Origin of the sequence: Massilia sp. UBA6681 (assembly GCF_002454935.1) — a bacterium.
Taxonomy (GTDB): domain Bacteria; phylum Pseudomonadota; class Gammaproteobacteria; order Burkholderiales; family Burkholderiaceae_D; genus Telluria; species Telluria varians.
Genome location: NZ_DKJX01000096.1, coordinates 1 through 23539, shown reverse-complemented (window position 1 = coordinate 23539; position 23539 = coordinate 1). Strand labels below are relative to the sequence as shown.

At 67.4% G+C, this 23539-nt stretch carries 17 protein-coding genes and 1 pseudogene; 7 read left to right on the top strand and 11 right to left on the bottom strand.

All coding sequences use genetic code 11. The features are described from left to right. Positions 1-205: 205 nt before the first annotated feature. Positions 206-2650, bottom strand: coding sequence for a TonB-dependent receptor plug domain-containing protein (locus B2R83_RS17435; RefSeq protein WP_292043942.1), 2445 nt, complete (start codon positions 2648-2650; stop codon positions 206-208). 97 nt (positions 2651-2747) lie between these two features. Next, positions 2748-2948, bottom strand: a complete 201-nt coding sequence (locus B2R83_RS17430; RefSeq protein ID WP_292043941.1) for a hypothetical protein — start codon at positions 2946-2948, stop codon at positions 2748-2750. A gap of 122 nt (positions 2949-3070) precedes the next feature. Here B2R83_RS17430 and B2R83_RS17425 point away from each other — a divergent pair, with 122 nt between their 5' ends. Further along, on the top strand, positions 3071-3955 hold the full coding sequence (locus B2R83_RS17425; protein ID WP_292043940.1) for a LysR substrate-binding domain-containing protein: 885 nt from the start codon (positions 3071-3073) through the stop codon (positions 3953-3955). Next, positions 3949-4080 (top strand): annotated as a pseudogene (locus tag B2R83_RS24065) (ATP-dependent Clp protease proteolytic subunit); the annotation flags it as partial. The gene B2R83_RS17425 and the pseudogene B2R83_RS24065, both read left to right, overlap by 7 nt. Positions 4081-4132: 52 nt before the next feature. Here the strand turns inward: B2R83_RS24065 and B2R83_RS17415 are convergent. The 3 genes from B2R83_RS17415 to B2R83_RS17405 form a co-directional block, all read right to left on the bottom strand. Next, the gene (locus B2R83_RS17415; protein ID WP_292043939.1) at positions 4133-5980 is read right to left on the bottom strand and encodes a M61 family metallopeptidase; all 1848 of its coding nucleotides are present in this window, start codon (positions 5978-5980) and stop codon (positions 4133-4135) included. Between the two features lie 164 nt (positions 5981-6144). After that, positions 6145-6612, bottom strand: a complete 468-nt coding sequence (locus B2R83_RS17410) for an RcnB family protein (protein ID WP_036214217.1) — start codon at positions 6610-6612, stop codon at positions 6145-6147. A 102-nt stretch (positions 6613-6714) separates the two neighbouring features. Next, positions 6715-7509, bottom strand: coding sequence for a PhzF family phenazine biosynthesis protein (locus B2R83_RS17405; RefSeq protein ID WP_292043938.1), 795 nt, complete (start codon positions 7507-7509; stop codon positions 6715-6717). 111 nt (positions 7510-7620) lie between these two features. Here B2R83_RS17405 and B2R83_RS17400 point away from each other — a divergent pair, with 111 nt between their 5' ends. Continuing rightward, a complete protein-coding gene (locus B2R83_RS17400; RefSeq protein ID WP_292043937.1) occupies positions 7621-10803 on the top strand; it encodes an error-prone DNA polymerase in 3183 nt (1060 codons plus the stop codon). A 32-nt stretch (positions 10804-10835) separates the two neighbouring features. Here B2R83_RS17400 and B2R83_RS17395 read toward each other — a convergent pair whose 3' ends face one another. Beyond that, the gene (locus B2R83_RS17395) at positions 10836-12452 is read right to left on the bottom strand and encodes a methyl-accepting chemotaxis protein (protein WP_292043936.1); all 1617 of its coding nucleotides are present in this window, start codon (positions 12450-12452) and stop codon (positions 10836-10838) included. Positions 12453-12693: 241 nt separating this feature from the next. Between B2R83_RS17395 and B2R83_RS17390 the strand changes: the two genes are divergently transcribed. From B2R83_RS17390 to B2R83_RS17375, 4 genes are all read left to right on the top strand, one after another. Further along, positions 12694-13317: a DUF6624 domain-containing protein gene (locus B2R83_RS17390; protein WP_292043935.1), complete on the top strand. Its 624-nt coding sequence runs from the start codon at positions 12694-12696 to the stop codon at positions 13315-13317. 19 nt (positions 13318-13336) lie between these two features. Beyond that, entirely contained in the window at positions 13337-13846 is a 510-nt protein-coding gene (locus tag B2R83_RS17385) for a gluconokinase (protein WP_292043934.1), read from the top strand. A gap of 104 nt (positions 13847-13950) precedes the next feature. Then, positions 13951-15561, top strand: coding sequence for a mucoidy inhibitor MuiA family protein (locus B2R83_RS17380; RefSeq protein ID WP_292043933.1), 1611 nt, complete (start codon positions 13951-13953; stop codon positions 15559-15561). A 139-nt stretch (positions 15562-15700) separates the two neighbouring features. Next, positions 15701-16222 (top strand): cytochrome C, encoded by a 522-nt coding sequence (locus tag B2R83_RS17375; RefSeq protein ID WP_292043932.1) that lies wholly within the window; start codon positions 15701-15703, stop codon positions 16220-16222. 52 nt (positions 16223-16274) lie between these two features. Here B2R83_RS17375 and B2R83_RS17370 read toward each other — a convergent pair whose 3' ends face one another. The 5 genes from B2R83_RS17370 to B2R83_RS17350 all read right to left on the bottom strand — a co-directional run bounded on the left by B2R83_RS17370 (position 16275) and on the right by B2R83_RS17350 (position 23497). Continuing rightward, positions 16275-18545: a penicillin-binding protein 1A gene (locus B2R83_RS17370; RefSeq protein WP_292043931.1), complete on the bottom strand. Its 2271-nt coding sequence runs from the start codon at positions 18543-18545 to the stop codon at positions 16275-16277. 117 nt (positions 18546-18662) lie between these two features. Then, positions 18663-19595: a hypothetical protein gene (locus B2R83_RS17365; RefSeq protein WP_292043930.1), complete on the bottom strand. Its 933-nt coding sequence runs from the start codon at positions 19593-19595 to the stop codon at positions 18663-18665. Continuing rightward, positions 19592-21943, bottom strand: a complete 2352-nt coding sequence (locus B2R83_RS17360) for an LTA synthase family protein (RefSeq protein ID WP_292043929.1) — start codon at positions 21941-21943, stop codon at positions 19592-19594. The genes B2R83_RS17365 and B2R83_RS17360 overlap by 4 nt, the downstream gene beginning before the upstream one ends. Positions 21944-21946: 3 nt before the next feature. After that, a complete protein-coding gene (locus B2R83_RS17355; protein WP_292043928.1) occupies positions 21947-23107 on the bottom strand; it encodes a YaiO family outer membrane beta-barrel protein in 1161 nt (386 codons plus the stop codon). A gap of 216 nt (positions 23108-23323) precedes the next feature. Further along, a complete protein-coding gene (locus tag B2R83_RS17350) occupies positions 23324-23497 on the bottom strand; it encodes a hypothetical protein (protein WP_292043927.1) in 174 nt (57 codons plus the stop codon). Positions 23498-23539 lie beyond the last annotated feature (42 nt).

The following is a 23539-nucleotide window of genomic DNA, read 5'->3' as shown; positions in this document are numbered from 1 at the left end:
ACGGCCCATGCTGGTCGCGCCAGCGAGGCGCGACGGTGTGGAGGAAGACGTTGCTTACCGCCAACGCGCATTGATCAGGGCATTATACGCATTCGTCAACGCAAGCTTGGTTCAGTTGTAGCGATTGTGCATGCGGCGAACATCGTCTGATGACGCATAAAAAGGGTTCCATCGGGAACCCTTTTTCTGGACCGGATGACGGCCTTCAGAAGCGGTGCGACAGCCGCGCGAACCAGGCCGCCCCGTTCAGGCCGAACTGCACGCTCTCGTACCTGAAACCGTTGTCGGTCTCGTTCGGATCCTGCGCGCTCGGCTTGACGTCGAAGATGTTGGTGCCGCCGACGGTGAACTTGGTTTTCTCGGTGAAGGCCCAGGTGAAGGACAGGTCGGCCGAGGTCTTCGGCTCGTAGTACTGGTTCGGCACCGGCGGGCCCGAGAAGGTGCCCAGCGTCTGCGGGCCGAAATGCACGATGCGCAGCGCGGTTTCCAGCTTGCCCAGGGTATGGTCGAAGCCCAGCGTGGCCTTGCGGCGCGGCGCGCCTTCCTCGATGAACAGGCGCTCGCGCTCGGACAGCAGCACGTCCTCGAAGCCCCTGAGGGCGCTCGGCGCATGCACGCCGGTCACTTCGGTCTTGCTGAAGTTCAGGGCCAGGAAGGCGTTCAGCTTGCCGGCGCCCAGGTCCATGCGGTGCGACAGGGTCACGTCCAGGCCCTGGGTCCTGGTGTCCACCGAGTTGACGAAGAACTGCGCCTGGCCCACGCCCAGCCCCTGCAGGGTGGCGCCCAGGGCAGGGTAGTTGTCGGCGTCGAAGCGGCCCGACAGCACGATGCGGTCGTCGATGTTGATGCGGTACAGGTCGGCCGTCAGCGAGGTGGCCTGGCCGGGGGACCAGGTCAGGCCCAGGGTATAGCTCTTCGATTCCTCTTCCTTCAGTTGCGGGATGCCGGCGGCATTCGCTACGCGGCCGCCGTTCGGGGCCAGCACCACGTCGAGCGGCTGGCCGTTGACGAAGTCGGTGAAGGTCGACGAGAAGTAGACCTGCTGCAGCGAAGGCGCACGAAAGCCCGTGCTGGCCGAGCCGCGCAGCAGCAGGGCCGGGTTGATCCGGTAGGCGGCCGCCAGCTTGCCGGTGGTGGTGGCGCCGAAGTCCGAGTAGCGCTCGTGGCGCAGCGCCGCCTGCAGCTTCAAGCCCTCGGCGAGGTCGGTCTCGAGGTCGAGGTAGGCGGCGTTCGAGTGGCGGTCGCTGTCGGTCACGTCGATCGGCTGGAAGCCCGGGAAGCCCTGGCTGCCGGCGTTGCCGCCCACGCCCACGCCATCGGCGTCGACATAGGAACCCGGCTCGCCCGCCTTGATCTGGTAGTTCTCGCGGCGGTGCTCGAAGCCGAAGGCCACGTTCATGCCCTTGCCGATGCCCTCGAAGAAGCGCGAGAAGTCCAGGTTGGTGGTCGCCTGGCGGAACGAGAAGCCGCCGGCGTCGAACATGCTGGCGCTCCTGCCCGGCCCGCCGCGCAGCAGGTCGAGGTTGGCGATCGACGCGTTGAGCGTGTTCGCGATGGTGTAGCGCATGCGGTTCTGGCCGAAGGTCTGCGAGACGTCGGTGTTCCATTCGCCCAGGCGGAAGCGGTAGCCGAGGGTGCCGTAGTGGTCGTTGATGTCGCCGTTGATGAAGGGGACGAAGCCGTTCGGGTACATGGCGGCCGAGTTGCGCGAGGGGATGTCCTCGGAGCCCAGGCCTTCGCGCGCCCAGGCGGCCGACGAGGCGTCGCGGTTCTGGGCGCCGGCGGTGACGTACAGCTTGCCGTCGCCCGCCGGGAATTCGCCGTTCAGGTAGACGGTGCTGTTCTGCGACTTGGTGTCGCCGATGATGCGCGGACTGCCTTCCTCGGCACGGTTGGAGCGGCCGCGGTCGTAGTATTCGCCGGTGATGCCCAGCACGCCGCCGCCGACGGCCACGCCGCAGTAGGCCGAGGCCAGGTAGTTGTCGCCATCGCCCTCGGTGTACTGGCCGAAGCCGGCCACCATCTCGCAGCCGAGGCTCTTCTTCAGCTCGATGTTGAGCACGCCGGCGATCGCGTCCGAGCCGTACTGCGCGGCGGCGCCGTCGCGCAGCACCTGCACGTTACGGATCGCCATCAAGGGGATCGCGTTCATGTCGGTGCCGGTGTTGCCGCGGTTGCGTGCGCCGAACAGGTTGACCAGGGCGGTGGTGTGGCGGCGCTTGCCGTTGACCAGCACCAGGGTCTGGTCCGAACCCAGGCCGCGCAGGGCGGCCGAGTCGATCAGGTCGGCGCCGTCGGCGCCGGTCTGGCGCGTCGAGTTGAACGAGGGCGAGACGTTGTTCAGGACTTGCGCCAGGTCGAACTGGCCGCCCTGTTCGGTCGCCTTGGTCATCGGGATGAAGTCGACCGGGACCGATGTGTCGATATCGGAGACGTTGCCGACGCGGCGCGAGCCGACGATGCTGACGCTCTGGATGCCGCTGCCACCCTTGCTGTCCGCAGCGGCCGGGGTGCCGGCGGCGACCGGGGTGGTGGACGGCTCCTGCGCAGTGCTGCTCTGGGCGAAGGCGCTTGGCGCCAGGGTAGCGAAAGCGGCGCCGCTGTACAGGGCGAGCAGGACCGACTTGGGTAGACGTTTGAGTGTGAGCACTGGTTACTCCGAGGGAAAATTAAATACTAAACAATCCCATCACGGAGCACCAAGGCGCTGTATCATTAACACAACGTTGTCAATATATAACCCGCATCTATCCTCTGGCCAGCGCCTTCCTGCGACGCCGGCGGTGCGGGCAGGCGCGTGGGGAAGCTGGCGCCGGACCGGTCTCGGGCGGGTCTTCGTGGCGCTCGGCGTGGCGCGCCATCGCTTCCGTGCACGATTTACCGAACTTGACTGCGATGGTGGCCAGCAGGCCCAGTATGCCGATCGTTGCCAGCAAGGCGTCCAGCATGGTTTCCTCCCGTAAGCATTCGCCTGAACCGATGTAAATGATGGTAGGCCAGTCTGCAGGCCTGCGCAATCTGGCAATTCCGGTGCTAGACTTCGGAAATTCCGAAAGCGAGGGGCTGTACGATGCGTTTCGACCTGACCGACATGCGGCTGTTCCTGAGCGTCGTCGAATGCGGCAGCCTGACGTACGGCGCACGCGCGATGCACCTGGCGCTGGCATCGGTCAGCGAACGCATCGCCGGCATGGAAGCGGCACTCGGCGCGCCCCTGCTGGAACGCAACCGCCGGGGCGTACGTCCGACCGCGGCCGGCGAGGCCCTGGTGCGGCATGCCCGCTCGATCCTGGGCCAGGTCGAACAGATGCGCGGCGAGCTGCGCACCTATGCGACCGGCCTCAAGGGCCGCATCCGCCTGCTCTCGAACACGGCGGCGATGGCCGCCTTCCTGCCGCCGCAACTGTGCCGCTTCCTGGCGGCGCACCCCGACCTGTCGATCGACCTGGAAGAGCGGCCCAGCACCGACATCGTCCAGGCGCTGGTGGACCTGCGCGCCGACCTGGGCGTCGTCGCCGACGTCACGGACATGCGCATGCTGCAGACGCACCTGGTGGCCAGCGACCAGCTGGTGGTGCTGGTGGGCCGTTCGCACCGCCTGGCCGGGCAGGCGCAGGTGAGCTTTGCCGATATCCTCGCCGAGCCGATCGTGGGCATGGCCGACACCGCGTTGGAGACGCACCTGGCGGAACGGGCGGCGCGCCTGGGCCGCCAGCTCGACTACCGCATCCAGTTGCGCAATACCGGGCAGGTGGCCAGGTACGTCGAGGCGGGCATCGGCATTTCGATCCTCTCCCGTGCCCTGGCCGCAACGATCGAACGCGACCTGGCCGTCCTGACCCTGTCCGAAGCCTGGGCGGCCAGGCAGCTCTACCTGTGCGCGCGCGACTTCTCCGCGCTGACCCCGCATGCCGGCCTGCTGGCGCGGCAACTGCTGGAGCAGGTGCCGGAATAATCGCCGAGCGCACCGGGCAGCCGCTGAGCCGGATCGAGAAGGATTCGGACCGCGACAATTTCATGTCGGCCGGTCAGGCGGCGGAGTATGGCCTGATCGACCGGGTGCTGGACGAGCGCCCATGAAAAAACCGCGGCCCCGGTGTGGACCGGGGCCGCGGTTTCGTTCAAACAAACCTTACGGCTTCTTGGCCGCCGCTGTCGATTCCGCCCTCGCAGAATCGTCTTTCGGCCAGGCCACGCCGAGCCAGGACGCGTTCAGCGCCTTCTGCGCGTCGGTCGCCTTGTCCGCGACCTTCAGCTTGGCCTTGCCTTTCGGCTGCTGCAGCGGGGTGAGCTGCTTTTCCACCAGCTCGTCGCGGCGGAACAGGTGCACCTTGAACGGGGCGGTCTTCACCAGCGACATCTTGTCGCCGATGTCCTTGGCGGACACGCGCAGGCCGTTCACGGCCACCAGGGTGTCGCCCGAGACCACGCCGGCCTTCCATGCCGGGCTGTCGCGCTCGACGACGGTGACCACCGCCGGGTCGCTGCCGTCGCGCAGGGTCCAGCCGGCCCACCATTCGGTCTTCTGCTCCTGGTCCTTCGGCACGTCGGCGATCTTTTGCAGGCCGACCTGGGCCAGCAGGGTGTCGAACGGGATCTCTGTGGTGCCGTCCACGTACTGGGCCCACCAGCCGCTCCAGTCCTGGCCGCTCATGCTGCGCAATGCCGCCAGCACGGCCGGCACGTCGTAGCCGCCCTGGGCGGTCGAGTGCTTCTCGAACAGGATGCGGTGCATGTCCTCGAGGCCGCGCTTGCCGCCGGTCTGGCGGCGCAGCTCGATGTCCATCATCAGCGCCAGCACCTGGCCCTTGGAGTAGATGTTGACCGAGGCGTTGCGTGCGCGCTCGCCGCCGACGGCGATCCACTCGTCGAAGCTGGCGTCGGCCGCGCTCTGCTGGAAGCGGCCCGGCTGGTGCAGGTAGTCGTCGATCAGCTTGGCGTAGCCTTCGAGGAACTCGTCGCGCTTCTGCAGGCCGGCGCGCAGGACGATCAGCTCGTCGTAGTAGGAGGTGTGGCCTTCGGCGACCCACAGCAGGCGGTTGTAGTTCTCGTTCTGGTAGTCGTAGGGCACCATCTCCTTCGGACGGTAGGCCTTGACGTTCCAGGTGTGATAGAACTCGTGCGCGGCCACGCGCAGGAAGTTCAGGTAGTCCTTGCGCGGCGCGAAGGTCCAGCGGGATTTCTGGATGACGGTGGAATTGGCGTGCTCGGTGGCGCCGCCGACGCCGTCGGTGGCGTGGACGATGAACAGGTAGCGCTGGAACGGATACTGGTTGCCGTACATCTTCGCGGTCTCGACGACGATCTTCTTCAGGTCGGTCATCATCTGCTTGCCGTCGTGGTTGCCGCGGCCCCAGATCGCCAGCTCGATGCTGCGGCCATCCACCTTGTCGGTGTAGAACTCGTGGATGCCGGTCTCGATCGGCGCGTCGATCAGCACGTCGTAGTTCGGCGCCACGAAGCAGTGGTCGCAGTTGCCCGAATCCATGCCCGAACGCGACTTCCAGCCCTGCGGCACGTCCAGCTTGACCGCTACCTTCTCCTTGCGGAAGGGCGCGGCGTAGACGAACACGCCGCTGGCATCCAGGTAGGCGTGGGTGTCGTCGATGTGGCGGGTGCGCTCGCCCAGCAGGTTGGCGTACAGCTCGTACTGCACCGTCACCGCGTCGCCTGGGCGGGTAGAGACCTGCCAGGTGCCCTTGTCGGTCTTGGCGACCGGCAGCGGCTGACCCTTGGCGTCGAAGGCCTTGAACAGGCGCACGCCGTTAGCGAGGTTGAGCATGTTGTAGCGGCCGGTGCGCCAGTTCGGCATGTGCACGTCGAGCGTGGTGCCGGCGGCCGCCGGGAAGGTGGCGCGCACTTCGGCCAGGTGCTGTGCCGCATCGGTAATGCGCAGCTGGTAATCGACGTCGGCGCGTGCGGTGGCACTGGCGCCGAGCAGGATCAAGGGGAGGGCGTAGGTCAGGAGTTGTGGTTTCATGTCCGCAGGATGGATGAGCTCCGGTAGAGCGTGCGCGGAAGTGTATACCAGCTCGCGGACGGGGGACAGCCCTTGCTGGCAGCGTCAATACGGCCTGGCCATGCGAAAAAAGGCCGCGCCCTGTTACAGGGGCGCGGCCTTTCCGGGACTGATCCGGTGTCGTGTCAGTTGCTCAGCAAGACCTGTGCGATCAGACCGGTGGCGATGGCGGCCAGGATGTAGTCGTTACCGGCGCGGACCCAGTGGTGGCCGCGCGGCGGCGCGCTCAGGTGGCGGTCGCGCCAGTCGGTGACGACGTAGCGGCTGTCGCGGTATTCCTTGCTCAGGTGCTGGCCGCGGCGCAGGTCGTGGCGCGGTCCGGCGCCGCGCCGGTCGTCGCGATGGAACTGGCGGGCGTCGTAGTAGCGATCATGATTGCGGTCGTTGGCGCGCTGGTTGGCGTTGCCGCGTGGGCCGTCATGGCGGTCATTGTCATAGCGGCCGTTGTCATGCTTGTCGCCACGGCGGCTGTCCTGCCCATAGGCGTTGCCGTTGCGGCCGTCGTGGCCATGGTCGCCGCGCTGGGCGAACGCGCTGCCGCTGGCAGTCAGGGTAAGGGCGATCAGTGCCGATGCGATCAAACGTGGTTTCATGCTGTTCTCCTGGTGACGCGGTGTGCTTTCGCGATGTGTCCATTACACCGCAAACCGGGCCGGACAGGTGAAGCCAGGCAGTAAGGAATGCTACCAAACGTATCAGGGCCGCCCGGTCGATTCAATGAGCGCGGCCGGCTCCGTGCGGCCGCCGACCAGGATGGCCCCGTCTTCTGCCCGGGTCCTGATGATGCATGAATGGCCGGTGGCGCGTCCCTGTCTCAGTACGATGCCATGTCCCAGCAGCGCGGTGAGCGCACCCGCCGCCACGCCGGTGGCACTGTCTTCCAGGGCCGGGTCGAGATGGTTGAAGTTGCGGCCTTCGAAGCGGCCGTCGGGAAGGCGGCACCAGGCATAGATGCCGTTGATGCCGGCCTTCTTGCTCCATGCCGTGATCGCTTCCAGGTCCGGCCGCAGGCCAAGCAGAGTGGCGGAGTCCGGCACCTCGACCAGCAGCTTCGGGCTGCCGACCGAAGCAACGCGCGGCGGCGATGCCGGCACGAAGCCGGGCGCCGCGAGCAAGTGCTCCAGCAAGCCGCTTGCCAGCACCGGCTGCGCCACTTCCTGCGCCTGCAGGCGAACATAGAAGGCATGATCGCCGCGCAGCAGCGTGAGCCGCTGGCCGCGCATCGCCGTCGTCACCGAAAGCAGGGCGGCATCGGGATGGCGCCCGAACAGCACGTGCGCCACGGCCAGCGTGGCGTGCAGGCACAGCGGGCTGCGCATGTGCGGGTAATAGAAATCGACCACCTCGCCGTCGAGGAAGACGCAGGTGGTGTTGCGTGCTCGCGCCAGCGCGCGGCGTGCTTCCTCGCTCGAATGGCCGCCTTCGATGACGAGGGCCGGGTTGCCGTCGCCGGCATGTTCGCCAAAACAGCGCAGTACACGAATCTGCATGCGTTTCTCCTTGTCGAGCGGGAAGTCTCGGTTATACTGTGTTTTTATACAGTATTGCCGGTTTGTCCAGCATTGTATCCCGTTCGCCCCGCTTTTGTCCGTCCTCTGCCGATGACCGATCCGCTTTCACCGCCACCACAGGTTTTGCCTCCGTATGCGGAGCTGTTCTGCCTGTCGAACTTCTCCTTCCTCGAAGGAGCCTCGCATGCGGAGGAACTGGTGGCGCGCGCGGTCCAGCTCGATTATTTTGCCCTGGCGCTGACCGACGAATGCTCGCTGGCCGGGGTGGTGCGCGCCCATGCCGAGGCCAAGAAGGCCGGCCTGCACCTGGTGATCGGCGCCCACTTCCACCTGAAGAACCCGGACGGCAGCCCGGCGCTGTCGCTGCTGCTGCTGGCCAAGAACCGCAACGGCTACGGCAACCTTGCGGAGCTGATCACCCTGGGCCGCACCCGCAGCGAAAAAGGGACCTACTTTCTCACGCCGGACGACCTGGCCCGGCCCGCGCCCGCGTACGCGCACCTGAAGCACATGCCCGACTGCCTGGCGATCCTGCTCCCCGCTTATCCCTCGCACGAAGCGGCGGACGTCGACCGCCTGCACGGGCAAGCCGCCTGGATGGCGAGCACCTTCCCGGGCCGCGCCTGGCTCGGCCTGGTCCTGCTGCACCGCGCCTTCGACGAACCGCACCGCGAGGCGGTGGAAGAGGTGGGCTGGCAGCACGGCCTGCCGATCACGGCGCTCGGCCACGTGGTGATGCACGTGCGCTCACGTAAACCCCTGCAGGACACGCTCACCGCCACCCGCCTGAAGAAGCCGGTGGCCGAATGCGGTTATGGCCTGGCCCAGAACGCCGAGCAGCACCTGCGGTCGCGCCTGCGCCTGGCCAACATCTACGGCCGCGAGGCATTGGCCGAGACGCTGCGCATCGCGCGCCTGTGCACCTTCTCGCTGGATGAGCTGCGCTACGAATATCCCGACGAAGTGATCCCGCCCGGCATGGATGCCACCAGCTTCCTGCGCCAGGAAACCTATATCGGCGCGCACCGGCGCTTCCGCGAGGGCATCCCGGCCAAGGTGCAGGCGCAGATCGAGCACGAACTCGGGCTCATCGCCGAGATGAAGTACGAACATTACTTCCTCACCGTGTACGACATCGTGCGCTTCGCGCGCTCGCAACACATCCTGTGCCAGGGGCGCGGCTCGGCCGCCAATTCCGCGGTGTGCTACTGCCTCGGCATCACCGAGGTCGACCCGGCGCGCGCCAGCCTGCTGTTCGAACGCTTCATCTCGAAGGAGCGCAACGAGCCGCCCGACATCGACGTCGACTTCGAACACCAGCGCCGCGAGGAAGTCATCCAGTACATCTACCGGAAATACGGGCGCGAGCGCGCGGCGCTGGCCGCGGTGGTGATCAGCTACCGTCCCAAGAGCGCACTGCGCGACAGCGGGCGCGCGCTCGGCATCGACCTGGCCATCGTCGAGAAGGTGGCCAAGACCCACCACTGGTTCGACAGCCGCGCCGATTTGCTGGGACGCCTGGCGGAGGCGGGACTGGACCCGGAATCGCGCCTGGCGCAGCAGTGGGCCACGCTGGCCGACAAGCTGCTGAACTTCCCGCGCCACCTGTCGCAGCACCCGGGCGGCTTCGTCATCGCGCGCGGCAAATTGTCGCGCCTGGTGCCGATCGAGAACGCCACCATGGCGGAGCGCAGCGTCATCCAGTGGGACAAGAACGACCTCGAAGAACTCGGCCTGATGAAGGTCGACGTGCTGGCGCTGGGCATGCTGTCGATGATGCGGCGCGGCCTCGAACTGGTGGGCCAGCGCTACGGCAACCTGTTCGAGATGCAGGACATCCCGCCCGACGACAGCGCCACCTACGACATGATCTGCGCGGCCGACACCGTGGGCGTGTTCCAGATCGAGTCGCGCGCCCAGATGAGCATGTTGCCGCGCATGCGCCCGCGCCGCTTCTATGATCTGGTAATCGAGGTGGCCGTGGTGCGCCCCGGCCCGATCCAGGGCGGCATGGTGCATCCTTATTTGCGACGCAGGCAGGGCCTGGAGCCGATCCACTATCCGAGTCCGGAAATGAAGGTGGCGCTCGAGCGCACCCTGGGCGTGCCGATCTTCCAGGAGCAGGTGATGCAGGTGGCGATCCTCGGCGCCGGCTTCACGCCGGGCGAGGCCGACCAGCTGCGGCGCGCGATGGCGGCCTGGAAGCGCAAGGGCGGGCTCGAAAAATACTACGACCGCATCGTGCGCGGCATGCTGGAGCGCGGCTACACGCTGGAGTTCGCGGAAGCGATCTTCAGCCAGATCCAGGGCTTCGGCGAATACGGCTTTCCCGAGTCGCACGCGGCCAGCTTCGCGCTGCTGGCCTATGCCAGTTCCTGGCTCAAGTGCCACGAGCCGGCGGCCTTTCTCTGCGCGCTGCTCAACAGCCAGCCGATGGGCTTCTACAGCCCCTCGCAGCTGGTGCAGGATGCGCGCCGCCACGGCATCGAGGTGCGCCCGGTGGACGTCGCCATCAGCGGCTGGGACTCGGCCCTGGAGGAACTGCATCCCACAAGCCGGTCGCGCCAGCCCGCGGTGCGCCTGGGTCTTTGCTTGCTGCGCGGGCTGAAACAGGAAGTGGCCCTGCGCATCGAGATGGCGCGCGCGGTGCGCCCCTTCGAGAGCGTGGCCGACCTGGCGCGCCGCGCCCAGCTCGACCGTGGCGACCTGCAGGTGCTGGCCGGCGCCAATGCGCTGCAGTCGCTGGCCGGGCACCGGCGCGAAGCGCTGTGGCAAGCGGTGGGGGCGGTGCCTGACCGCGACCTGCTGCGCCCGACCACGCCGCAGGAGGAACTGCCGCAGCTGGCGGCGCCGACCGAAGCCGACGAGACCGTGGGCGACTACCGCGCGCAGGGCTTGACACTGGGCCGCCATCCGCTGGCGCTGCTGCGTGAGCAGCTGCTGGCCAAGCGCTTCATGCCGGCCTCGGTTCTCGCCGACTATGCCGACGGCCAGCTGGCGCGCGCCTGCGGCCTGGTGACGGTGCGCCAGCGGCCCGGGACGGCCAAGGGCGTGCTGTTCATGACGCTCGAGGACGAGACCGGGAACATCAACGTGATCGTCTGGCCCACGCTGGTGGAGCAGCAGCGGCGCGAGGTGCTGAATGCCCCGCTGCTCGGGGTGTACGGCATCTGGCAGAAACAGGGCGAGGTGCGGCACCTGGTGGCCAAGCGGCTGGTGGACATGTCGCATTTGCTCGGGAAGCTGCGCGCGCCGAGCCGCGACTTTTGCTAGCGGGATGGCGGGCGCAGCGGCCATCCCTTGAATCAGGCCGCGAGCTTAAGCTGGGTCTTTCCACGCGATGGCAACGCGCGCTCCGTGGCGCCCGTATGGAGGCGGAATACCGCCAGCGCCTGCGCCACGCTGTCCGCCTGCTGCGACAGCGAAGCCGCTGCCGCCGCCGCTTCCTCGACCAGCGCCGCGTTCTGCTGGGTAATCGCGTCGAGCTGGCCAACCGCCTGGTTGACTTGGCCGAGGCCACCGCTTTGCTCGACAGTGGCAGCGGCGATTTCTTCCATCACCTTGCGCACGCTCTCGACTGAATCGATGATTTCTCCCATCGTTTGGCCGGCGAGTGCGGTCAGGCGGCTGCCGCTGTCCACGGTGGCGATCGACACGTCGATCAGCTGCTTGACTTCCTTGGCCGCGGCGGCCGTACGCTGCGATAGGTTACGCACTTCGCTTGCCACGACCGCGAAGCCGCGGCCCTGTTCGCCGGCACGGGCTGCTTCGACGGCAGCATTCAGCGCCAGGATATTGGTCTGGAAAGCAATGCCGTCGATCATGGTGATGATGTCGAGTACCTTGTGGGACGAGGTGCTGATTGCTTCCATGGTGCTGACCACTTCGTCAACCGTGCTGCCGCCGCGGCTTGCCATGCTGGCCGCCCGCGCCGCCAGCTCGTTGGCGGTCTTTACCTTGTCGCTGTTTTGCGCCACGTTCTGGGTCAGTTGCTCCATGCTGGCTGCAGTCTCTTCCAGGCTAGACGCCTGCGATTCGGTACGGCCGGACAAGTCCATGTTGCCATCGGCGATCTCGCCGGTGGCATGGCGGATCTCGTCGAAGTTGCCGCGCACATCGCCGATCACGCTGAACAAGTTGATCGAGGTCTGGCGCAGGGCCGCGACCAGCTGGCCCATTTCGTTGTCGGCGGTGCTGTCGATGCGGCCGGTCAGGTCGCCGCCGGCCAGGCGGCGTGTGAAGGACGTGGCGCTGTCGAGCGGAGCCAGCACGTTGCGGCGCAGGCTGAACCAGAGGCCGGCGGTAATGAGCAACGCCGCTGCGATCGGGCCCAGGTTCCAGTAGGACGACGCGGATTGCCACGCATGTATCAAATTGGCCAGCAGGACCATCGCCAGCACGCCCATGCCCAGATTGACTTGGGCACGCAGCGGCAGACTGCGCAGGCGCGCCAGGCGACCGGACAGGCCGCTTTCCAGAATCCGGCCATGTTGAAGGATTAGCTTGCGTGGGTTACCAGCCCTGAACTCACGATACAAGGCAGTGGCAGCCGCCACCTGCTCGCGTGAGGGCTTGGTACGCACCGACATGTAGCCGACAGCCTCGCCGTTCTCGATCACCGGCGTCACGTTCGCATACACCCAGTAATAGTCGCCGTTCTTGCAGCGATTCTTGACCATGCCGCTCCACGGCATGCCGGAGCGGATCGTGGCCCACAGGTCGGCGAAGGCTTCCACCGGCATGTCCGGATGGCGCACCAGGTTCTGTGGAGCGCCGATCAGCTCGTCTTCAGTGAAGCCACTGACCTCGATGAAGTAGGGGTTGGCGTACCGGATATTGCCCCGAAGGTCGGTAGTGGAGACGATGGTGCGGCCTTCGGTCAGGACATACTCGGTGTTGGTAATGGGGGTATTGACGCGCATGGCGCGCTCCTTATGCTTATTCGAGTAGAAATAAAGATAAAAATGACGAATTCACATGTTTTTATCTTGAAAACATGCATGTTTCGTGATTTGAGTATATCTATCGTCAGATTGGTAGTTGGAAAGTATTTACCATAGGTACCAAAATACAACGCCTGAAGATCGAGAATGTGGCTCTGGTGATAACTCATCCTGGCCAAAATTGGAATTTGAACCAGTGTGTTTCGCGTTGGGAGAAAGCATGAAACATCTTCGCCTGCGGCTTCGCTTCAGCGCCCTCGTCTTCTACGCTGCTTGTGCAGGCGCCTGTGCTGCAGATCCGACCCATGCCGCCTTGCGTGCCGAACTCCTGAAGATGGCCGACACCGACCAGGAAGTCCGCCAGCTCGCGCGCAAGGGTGACTTCAGCCGCTGGGCCGCCGTCGACGACGCCAACCGCTCGCGCCTGAAGCAGATCGTCGCGCAGCTTGGCTGGCCGACGGTCTCGATGGTCGGCCAGGACGGCGCCACGGCCGCCTGGCTGATCGCCCAGCACGCGGACCGGGACCAGGCTTTCCAGCGCGAGGTGCTGGCCTTGATGGAGCCCCTGGTGCAGCAAGGGCAGGCATCCGGGACGAATTTCGCCTACCTGTACGACCGCACCCACTATCCGCAACGCTTCGGCACCCAGGGCAGCTGCGTCAGCAGGACCGAGTGGCAGCCTTTCGAGATCGAGGATATCGCCGGGGTCGACGAGCGGCGGCGTGCGCTCGGCCTGCCGCCGCTTGCCGAGTATGCGAAACTGTTCAAGGAAGGCTGCGCCAATCCCCATATGAGCTTGCACAGTGCGTCGCACCCCAAGCGGACAGTCGCCATCCCTCGATGAACCAGGACGAACAGAGCACATGGACAAACGGACGGCATGGGTGGTAATGGGCGTCAGCGCCTGCGGCAAGAGCGACATCGGCGCGCGGCTGGCGCAGGCGCTCGGTGCACCCTTCATCGAGGGCGACCGCTTCCATCCGCCGGAAAACGTGGCGAAGATGTCGGCCGGGATCCCGCTCGACGACGAAGACCGGCGCGGCTGGCTGCAGGCATTGCGCGCCGAGATCGAGCGGGCATGGCAGACGGAACCGGTGGTCGTGCTGTCGTGCTCCGCGCTCAAGCGCGCCTACCGCGACGTGCTGCGCGGCGATGGCGGCGACGTGCGCTTCGTGCACCTGCATGGCGATCGCGATCTCATTGCACAGCGCATGGCGGCGCGCAGCGGGCACTTCATGCCGGTATCGCTGCTCGACAGCCAGCTGCGCACCCTCGAACCGCTCCAGCCGGATGAACGCGGCGTCACGCTCGACGTGCGCGAGCCGCCGCAGCGCCTGGTGGAGCAGGTCATGGCGACACGCGGCGCTTCCTGAAACGTCTCGTTACACAGTCTTTGCTATCTCGTGGTTTTGTGATGTTTTTTGCCAGGCCACATCTGCTACGCTCGCGGAAATATTTCACTTTTGAAAGAGATTCCATGGCAATCAAGCAGCAGTGGACCATCCTCCTGGCGCTGGCCGCATCCGGCGCATCCGCCGTCGAGGCGCCGATCCAGAGCGTCACCCTGTATCCGGGCAGCGCCACGGTGGAGCGCCTGGTCCAGGTAACGCCGGGCATGACCCAGGTCGAGATCACCGGCCTGCTGGCCAATTTCAATACCGACACCGTGCGCCTGCAGGCCGATCCGGGCATCCAGGTCGGGCAGGTGCTCACGCGCGACCAGCGCGCCGTCGACAGCCCGAGCCCGCGCCAGGCGGAACTCGAAGCAAAGATCCAGGCGCTGCAGGACCAGGTCGCGCTGGTCGATGCCGAGATCAAATCGTCCCAGCTGGTGCAGGGCTACCTCGAGCGCCTGGGCGGCGGCGACAACGCGCCGGGACGTGCCGCGGGCGACCCCAAGGCTTTGCTGGGGACCCTGGACGCGATCCGCAAGGGCGGCAGCGAGGCCCTGGCCCGCATGCACGAGGCCGAGGTGAGGAAGCGTGGGCTGACCAAGCAGCTGGGCGCCCTCAAGGGCGATCTCGCCAAGGTCCAGGCCAGCACGCGCGACAGCCGCAGCATGACGGTGGCGGTCGCGGTGCGCCAGCCCGGCAAGATCCTGCTGTCCTACCAGGTCAACCGCGCCGGCTGGAAGCCGACCTATCGCGCCACGCTGGACTCGAACACGTCCACCGTGGAACTGGAGCGGATGGCGGCGATTTCGCAAAAGACCGGCGAGGACTGGAGCCGGGTCAGGCTGCGCCTGTCGACCGGCCAGCCGAACCTGACCGCCTATGCGCCCGATCCCTTCCCGTGGCTGCTGACCCACCGGCCGCCGCAGGAAGTGCAGGCTGCGCTCAATGTTCGACATGAATATGCCCGGCGCATCGCGCCGGCCGCACCGCCGCCGGCGCCGTCCCCGGTGATGGTCACCGGTTCGCGCGTCGCCGCCGACGACTACATCGCGCCGGTCATCGAGACGCAGGGCAGCTTCACGACCGAATTCGAGGTGCCGGCCCGGGTCGACCTGGCATCGGATGGCCGCGAGATCTCGGTCGGCCTGGCCAAGCAGAACCTGGCCGTCAAGCAGCTGGTGCGCATTGCCCCGCGCGACCACAAGGATACCGCGGTGCTGACCATCGATGCGGCGCGGCCCGACGGCGTCTGGCTGCCGGGCCAGGTGCAGCTGCGCCGCGACGGTTCCTACGTGGGCGCACTGCACTGGGATCCCCAGGCCAGCGAGCGCTTCAACATGGCCTTCGGGCGCGACCCGCTGGTGCGCGTGAGCACCGAGCGCCGCAACGAGAAATCGGGCGAAGCGGGCTTCTTCAACCGCGAGAACCAGAAGCGCATCGCCGACACCTATGTGGTGACGAACCTGCACCGCCAGCCGATCGATATCCTGGTGCTCGAGCCGACCCCGGTCAGCCAGTCGGACAAGATCAGCGCCAGGATCTCCCTGGATCCGGAACCGACCGTGAAGGACTGGCAGCAGCGGCGCGGCGTGGTCGGCTGGGAGCGCACGCTCAAGCCGAACGAGACCGCCCGCTTCAACGTCGACTATGTGATCGACTATCCGAAGGAGGGGACGGTACAGGGCCTTCCGTAAGGCGGCATGCACGATCCCCCCAGCCGTGGGGCTGCCATCGACCGCGAACGCCGGCTATCTTGTCGCCTATTGACAAGAAACAGCCGGCGCCCGCGCTACTCGCTGCATCATGGGTCGGCCATTATCGGGAACCGAGTACATGATCTCACCTCTTCACAAAGCCTGCGCCGCCGCCGTGCTGCTGGCCCTGGCCATGCCTGCCGTGCAGGCGGCACAGAACAATCCGCACCAGCCAGCGGCGAACGCCACGGCACAAGGCAAGTACATCGAGCGCGGGCGCTACCTGGTCAAGGTCGGCGGCTGCAACGACTGCCATACCGCCGGCTATGGCATGAGCGCCGGCAAGGTGCCCGAGAAGGACTGGCTGCAGGGCGACCAGCTGGGCTGGCGCGGCCCCTGGGGCACGACCTACCCGACCAACCTGCGCCTGTCGATGAATGCGCTCGGCGAGGACGACTGGATCAGGATGGCGCAGACCATGCAGGCGCGCCCGCCGATGCCCTGGTTCACGCTGCACCAGATGGACAAGGAAGACCTGCGCGCGATCCACCGCTTCGTGCGCCATCTCGGCCCGGCCGGCAAGCCGGCGCCCGCCGCGCTCGCTCCGGGAGTGGCCCCGAAGGGTCCGGCGATCCTGTTCCCGGCGCCGCCAGGCAAATAAGCGATCACACGGCGGCGTGCCGGATACAAGCTCCGGCACCCGCCCTGCCTTGTTACGGTGACTGCGGCGCCACAGGTGCAGCAGTGCCGTCCTCCACGGCCGGCGCCGGTTCGGCAAACTCCGCGTACACCCAGTCGCCGCCGGCGCGCACCACGCCCTCGGGCGGCGTGCGCTCGCGCTGCGGCGTCTTCGCCAGCGCCACGCGCATGTAGTCGACCCATACCGGCAAGGCCAGCGTGGAGCCGAATTCGTGACTCCCCAGCGAGCGCGGCTCGTCGTAGCCCATCCAGGCCACCGCCACCACATTGGCGCCATAGCCGGCGAACCAGCCGTCGATGGCGTTGCTGGTGGTGCCGGTCTTGCCCGCCAGGTCGGTGCGGTTCAAGAGACGCGAGGCCTGGGCGCCGGTGCCGAAGCGCGCCACGTCGCGCAGCATGCTGTCCGCGATGAAGGCATTGCGGGCATCCAGCACGCGCGCGCTCTCCTGGAGCGGGCGCGGCTTGCCGCTCTCGAACAGCAGCTTGCCGTCGCGGTTGTGGATCGTCATGCCCAGGCTGGGCTCGACCCGGTAGCCGCCGTTGGCCAGCACCGCGTAGGCGCCGGCCATCTGCAGCGGCGTCACCGCGCCGGTGCCGAGCGCCAGGGTCAGGTTGCTGGGATGACGCGCCATGTCGAAGCCGAAGCGCCCCAGGTGTTCGCGCGCATAGTCGACGTCGAGCGCGCGCAGCATGCGCACCGTCGGCACGTTGCGCGAGTGCGTGAGCGCATGGCGGATCGTCACCGGACCCTCGAACAGGCCGTCGTCGTTACGCGGCGACCAGTTGGCATAGGCCTTCTCGTTCGAAAAATCGAGCGGTTCGTCGAGGATGGTCGTGCCCGGGAAGAAGCCGCGCTCCAGCGCCGCTGAATACACGAAGGGCTTGATGCTCGATCCCGGCTGGCGCCAGGCCTGCGTCACGTGATTGAGTTTCTGCAGCTGGTAGTCGACCCCGCCCACCATGGCGCGCACCAGGCCGGTCTGGGCATCGAGCGCGACGAAGGCCGAGGCCACCTGCGGCAGCTGGGTGATGGCCCAGCCATCCTTGCCACTGGGGGCGATGCGCACTACCGCCCCCGGCGCCAGCTTGAGGCCGGCCTTGGCGGAAGGCAGGAGGGCAGGGGCGGCGAAGGCGAGCCCGCCGGCCTTGATCTCGATGGTGTCGCCGTCGCGGGTAACGACGCGCACCCGCTTGGGCGACGCCGCCAGCACCACGGCGGGCGTGAAGCCGCTGACCGCGGGGCGCTTCTGCAGGGCCTCGTTGACCGCCTCTTCGCGCTCTTGCTCCGCTTTCGGCAGCGTGATGCGCGCTTCCGGTCCGCGGTAGCCATGGCGGCGGTCGTAGGCGATGGCGTTGCGGCGCACCGCCTCGTAGGCCGCTAGCTGCTCGGCCGCGTTGATGCTGGTGGTGACCGTGTAGCCGTGCTCGTAGGCCGCCTGCCCGAAGCGTGCATGGGCGGCCTGGCGCGCCAGCTCGGCGACGTATTCGGCGCCCGCACCCGGGCCGCCGCCGTCGCGTCGCACGCGCAGCGGTTCGGCCAGCGCCTGGCGGTACTGCGCCTCGGTGATCTTCCCCAGCGCCAGCATGCGCTTGAGGACCACCTGCTGGCGCTGCTGCGCGCGCTCCGGATTGGCCACCGGGTTGTGGCGCGACGGGTTCTGCGGCAGGCCGGCCAGCATCGCGGCCTCGGCCAGGCTCAGGCTCGACAAGGGCTTGCCGAAATAGGTGCGCGCCGCGCTGGCGAAGCCGTAGGAACGCTGGCCCAGGTAGATCTGGTTCATGTAGACCTCGAGGATCTCGTCCTTGGACAGGGCCTGCTCGATCTTGTAGGCCAGGGCGACCTCGGTCAGCTTGCGCGGCAGGGTCTTGTCGCGCGACAGGAAGAAGTTGCGCGCCACCTGCATGGTGATGGTGGAGCCGCCCTGGCGGAAACTGCCGAGCGACGCCAGGTTGGCCTTGGCGGCGCCCAGCGCGCGGATCCAGTCGATGCCGCTGTGCTCATAGAAGCGAGAGTCCTCGATCGCCAGCACGGCGGCCTTCATCAGGGGAGGGATCTTCGCGATCGGCACGAAGTCGCGCCGTTCTAGGCCGAACTCGCCGATCAGGACCTTGTCGGCCGAGTACACCCGCAGCGGGATCTTCGGCCGGTAGTCGGTCACGGCGCTGATGTCGGGCAGCGGCACTTCGTCCAGGACGCCGGCGCGCGCGGGCAGGGCGGCCGGCAGCAGCAGGGCGGCAAATACGGCGGCACGCGTCGTCGGGCGGAGCGGGAATGGCTGGTACATGGAGTTCGTCTGGGTTGGGTTGAAGGCGGCGCCGATCATAGCGCCCTTGCCTGGCGGGCGCATCCGTAACCGGCAAGGTAGCGCCGCCTGCCTTGGCAGGGCTCGGCTGGCGCTACCTCAGTCCAGCCCCAGCCACTTGCGGTAGGAGCCGTAGTGGTGCACCACGAAGCCTCCGAACGAGGGCATCCCGCCGACGGCAGCGCGGGTCTCGTCCAGTTCGCGCTCGAGGTCGGGCTCGCGCAGGTGGTGGAAGGACACTTTCTTGATCGCGTTGGGCATGGTCTCGACGCCGATCAGCACGCGGCGCCCGATGGTCTCGCCGTACTGCAGTTCGTCCATTGCATGGCTGACGATGCCGTCGCCGCCTTCGGCGCGGTCGCGGTAGTCCATCAGCGCCACGTAGTCGTAGGTGTCCTGCACGTGCTGGCTCACCGGCTTGCGCCTGCCTTTCCACTCCAGCTCGATCCCGTCCAGCCAGAATGGTATCGCCGGCCCGACCGGCAGCGACTGGCCGGAGGCACGTACGGTGCGCATCAGCGCGTCCGACATGTCGAGGAAACCGGCCAGCAATTCCATCTTGCGCGCCGACCATTCCGGCAGGATGTGCGGTTCGATGTCGACATTGACGCCGTCGAAGCGCTCTTCCGGCGCCGCCGTGCGGTTGTAGTCGAGGACGCGCTGCAGCATTGCCACCGCGTCCGCATGGTGCCTGGGCAGCACGTAGCGTTCGGTGTGCAGGTAGGCGGAGCCGAGCAGGGCGTAGACCCGCAGGCCCGAGGCATGCAGGCGCCGGACCAGGCGTCGGTACTGGGCCGGGTTCGACACGATCGGGTTGCCGCCACCGAAGGCGTCGGCATACAGGAACACGGTCTGCACCGACTTCGACTTCAGGAAGGCGATCGCGCGTTCCGCCGCGGCCGGCTGCTGCAGCATGGCGCTGCTGTCTTCTTCCCAGGTCCAGATCGCGCGCGGAGCGGCTGCATCGGAGGCATGGGCGGCACCGCCGGCGCAGGCCAGCATCAGCGCCAGGCAGGCGAGGGTATGCTTCACAGTTTCAGTTCCACGTGGTATTGACCGACGCCGATCGCGCGGCCGGTGTCGGGATGGGAGGGGATTACGGAAATGTAGTAGGTGCCGGACGGGAGGCGCGGCAGGTTCGCGCGCAGCGTGATCGAGGCCGACTCGCCTGCGCCCAGCCGGCGCGCCTCGCCGGTGGTTTCGCCGATCTCGACACCATGCGCGTCGGCGATGACGAGCAGCGGCGCAAAGGCGCGCGACTCGGTGGCGGCGCTGTTGCTGAAGGTGGCTTCGATCGCCAGGCGCTTGGCGTCGGGACGCGGGCGCAGGCCGCGCACGGCGACGTCACCGGCCTGCTGTACCAGCGGCGTGCCGTGCAGGCTGCGCTCGCCGCCCCAGCCGGCGAGCGCTCCGCCTTCGGGCGCCAGCGCCGTGCTGGTACCAGCCTGGCGATTCGCCTTCAGGAAGGCGTGGAACTGGGCCTGCGCCAGCGACAGCGCCGCCGGATTATCGGCGCGCTCGGTTTCCATGCCGTCGCCGAGCATGTACAGATTGCCTTGCGCGAGATAGGCCGTGCCGGAGATGAAGTCGCTCATCTCGGTCTTGGTCTGCTTGAGCGGGATCGCGTGCAGGTTGCGGAAGCTCTTCTCGGTGTCGAGCCCGGTGCCCAGCCAGGTGACCTGGCGCGGGGCCTTCAGGCCATAGTCCTTCGACAGCCAGGCCAGCAGCGAGGGAGCGATGTCGAACTGCGAGGACACCGACTTGACCGACCCTGGGGCCTTGAGCAGGGGGGAATGGATGATCAGCGGCACGTGGTAGCGCTCGATGCGGGTGTCCATCGGCAGCTCGGGCAGGCGGTGGTCGCCGGTGATGACGAACACGGTGTTGGCGTAGCCGGGCAGGGTCGAGGCCTTCTCGAAGAACAGGCGCAGCGCGTCATCGGTGTACAGGATGCTGGCGAACACCTCGCGCTGGGCGCGGTATTCCGGCCGCTCGCGCAGCCCCAGGCGCGCCACGTGCGCATCGACCCGCTGCAGGTAGGCGTCCTTGCCGGGGAAGGTGAAGGGCGTGTGCATGCTGGTGGTCTGGATGATGGTGGCGTAGGGCGTCGCCCTGGCTGCCGCTTCGCGGCGCAGCGCCATGTCCATCAGGTCGCGGTCGGCATAGCCCCAATCGTTGGCGCGCTCTGCATCCGGGCCGTAGTCCTTCTCGCTGACGATGCTGTCCACACCCTGGCGGCGCAGGAACAAACCTTCGTTGTCGAACTCCATGTTCGAGCCCGAGTAGAAGCGCAGGTCGTAGCCCTGTCCCTTCAGGATGGACAGGAGCGAATCGTGCCGCGGCATGCGCTCGCCCAGCGCGGCCAGGCCGTGTTCGCCGAAGGGCAGCGAACCGAAGATCGTGGTCAGCACGCCGAAAGTGCGGCCCTGGCCGGCCAGGAAGTTTTCGAAGTAGAGGCTGCGTCCTGCCAGCTCGTCGAGGAAGGGCGTGAAGCTGCCCAGGCGTGCCCCGGGACCGGAAAAGCTGCGGCCCAGGCCTTCGACGATCACGAACACCAGGTTCGGCGGCGCGTCGGCGCGGCGCAGCAGCGGTCCGAGGGTATCGGGTGTGCGCTCGGCACGCAGGAAGGGGTAGTGCGGGTCCTTGCCGTCCCACGGCGCCTGGCCCTGCAACGTCCCGTGGTCGCTGGCCTGCGCCGCCTGGCCGCGCAGGCCGGCCAGGTTGCTGTCGGCGAAAAAGGCGGCCTTGTTGATGACGAAGCCCAGGTCGGCGTCGGTGTGCACCACGGCCGGCACAATGCGCGCCGGCAATAAGGCGAAGGCCGCGAGGCTGGCCGCCAGCGCGATACCCGCCATGCGCCCGCTGGCGCGCGGCCACAGTTCATGCCGTGACAGCAGGAGCACGCCCCACAATACACCCAGGCCGAGCACCAGGGCGGCCAGCAGCAGCGGGCTGGCCTGCCAGCCGCTGGCCATGACGGTCGCGACTTCGTCGCCGCTGTAGGCGAACAGGTCGGCGCCGAGCGGCACGCCCGCCACCCAGTGGTACTGCAGCAGCGCCGCATCGGCGCACAGCAGCGCACTCCACAGTGTACCTAGGCAGGCGATGCGCAGGCGCTGCGAGGCGATGAAGGCCAGCGGTAGGGAGCCGAGCAGGAACACGAAGCCGTAGCGCAGCAGCGACAAGGTGTCGTTGCCGATACCGACGCCGAACAGGGTCGAGTGCGGCACGCCGGCGGCTGCGGCATGGATGGCCTCGGCGATGCGCAGGCACAGCCAGGCCAGCATCAGCGCGGGCAGCGACGACAGGGTAAACGCAGCGGCTTCAAAAGCCGCTTCCAGGGCAGATTTCAGCCGCTGGCCGACAGGCAGGCCTTCCATGGCTTACCAGCGGCGATAGAGGCCGAGGCTCAGGCCGCGCTCGCGCGCCTCGCCGCTTCCGCTCCGGGCAAAGCTGGCGCCAACCCGCGTACCCCAGTCGCGCGACAGGTAGTGGACCCAGGTCAGGCTGCCGCCGCCCGAACGCGCGCGGCCGCCGGTGAGCGAGAGCGGGTCGTCGCTGCGGCCCCGGTTGGCCGTCGCTTCGAGGTAGCTGTCGGCGTCGCCCGCGTAGTACCAGCGCGCCAGCAGGCGGTCGCCCGAGCTCTGCGAGCCTTGCGACACGATGTTCTGGTGACGCAGCTGCAGGTAGAAGTTGCCGGTGTATTTAGCCAGGCTGACGCCATAGATGTTCACGCGCGAATCGAAGCCGAGCAGGTCGTCGCTCACCGAGGCTTCCCAACCGTTGCCGAGCGACTGATACAGCTCGATGCGGCCGGAATGGTCCGGGAAAAGGCGTTCGCTCGGCGCCCGCTGGTAGCGCAGGTTGGCATAGGCGCCTTGCCACAGGCTGGCATAGGCGTCGATGGCCCAGGCACGCCCGGTTTGGTCGAAGCGGTGGGCGCGCAGCGCCTCGAAGCCGATCGAGCCGCGCTTCATGTAGTGGCGCACGCTCAGGGTCTGGTCGTTCCAGCGCGGGCCGTCGCCCACGTCCTGCCAGCTGCCGGAAAGGCCGGCGGCCCAGGTGTAGCCCGCAGCGATCGCTGCTTCAGGATTGCCGGTGAACGGCTGGGGCGACGGTTGCGGATGCGGCTGCAAGGCGCGCAGCGCCTGGGCATGCGCCGCCAGGGTGGCGGCATCGCCGGGACGCAGCGCGGCGGCGCGGCCATAGGCCTCGGCGGCCTGCGCCGGCCGGTCCTGCCATTGGTACAGCCTGCCGAGCGCGAACCAGACGTCGGCATATTCCGGCGAGGCCTTGGCAGCGGCCGTCAGGTCGGCCTCGGCCTCGCTCCAGCGCTCCAGGCGGCTGAGCAGGATACCGCGCCCGAGCAGTACGTCTACGTTGCCCGGCGAGCGCGCTAGCAGGGCGTTATAAGCGGCCAACGCCAGTTCGGGCTGGCCCGAGTTGGCGAGCCTGCGCGCCTCCTCGTACTGTTGTTCGAACGGGGCGGCGGCAGGCTGGACCTGGGCGACTTCGGCGGGAGGCTGCTGGTAATCGACGGGCATGGGGCGGTGAGGGAAACGGAAACGGACGGGGCCGCGGCAGGCAAAACTTTGCCCGAGCATGGATAGTGCGTCAAGGAAACAACAGAGGGCTGCGCCCGAGTGTCGCGCAAAATCGTCAAATCATGGCCAATTTGACACTTGGATTTGCGAATTGGAAAGGATCTAAACGAAACGCCCGGCGCTTGGCCGGGCGTTTCATCATTTTTTACGGCAGACTCAGAAGGTTTCCCATTCCTCGGCTTCGGTATGCGCAGTGGCACGTGCACGTGCCGGCGCCGGCTTGGCCGGGCGCGCGGCGGGCTTGGCCGGCAGTGCCAGGGTGCGCGCCGGGGCGGCCGGGCTGGCGCTCCCGCTCGCGGGGCTCGCGGCCTGGGGGTCCCGCTTGAACACGCCCGCCCCCCGGGGCCGGCGGGCCGGCCGGGCCCGCATCGA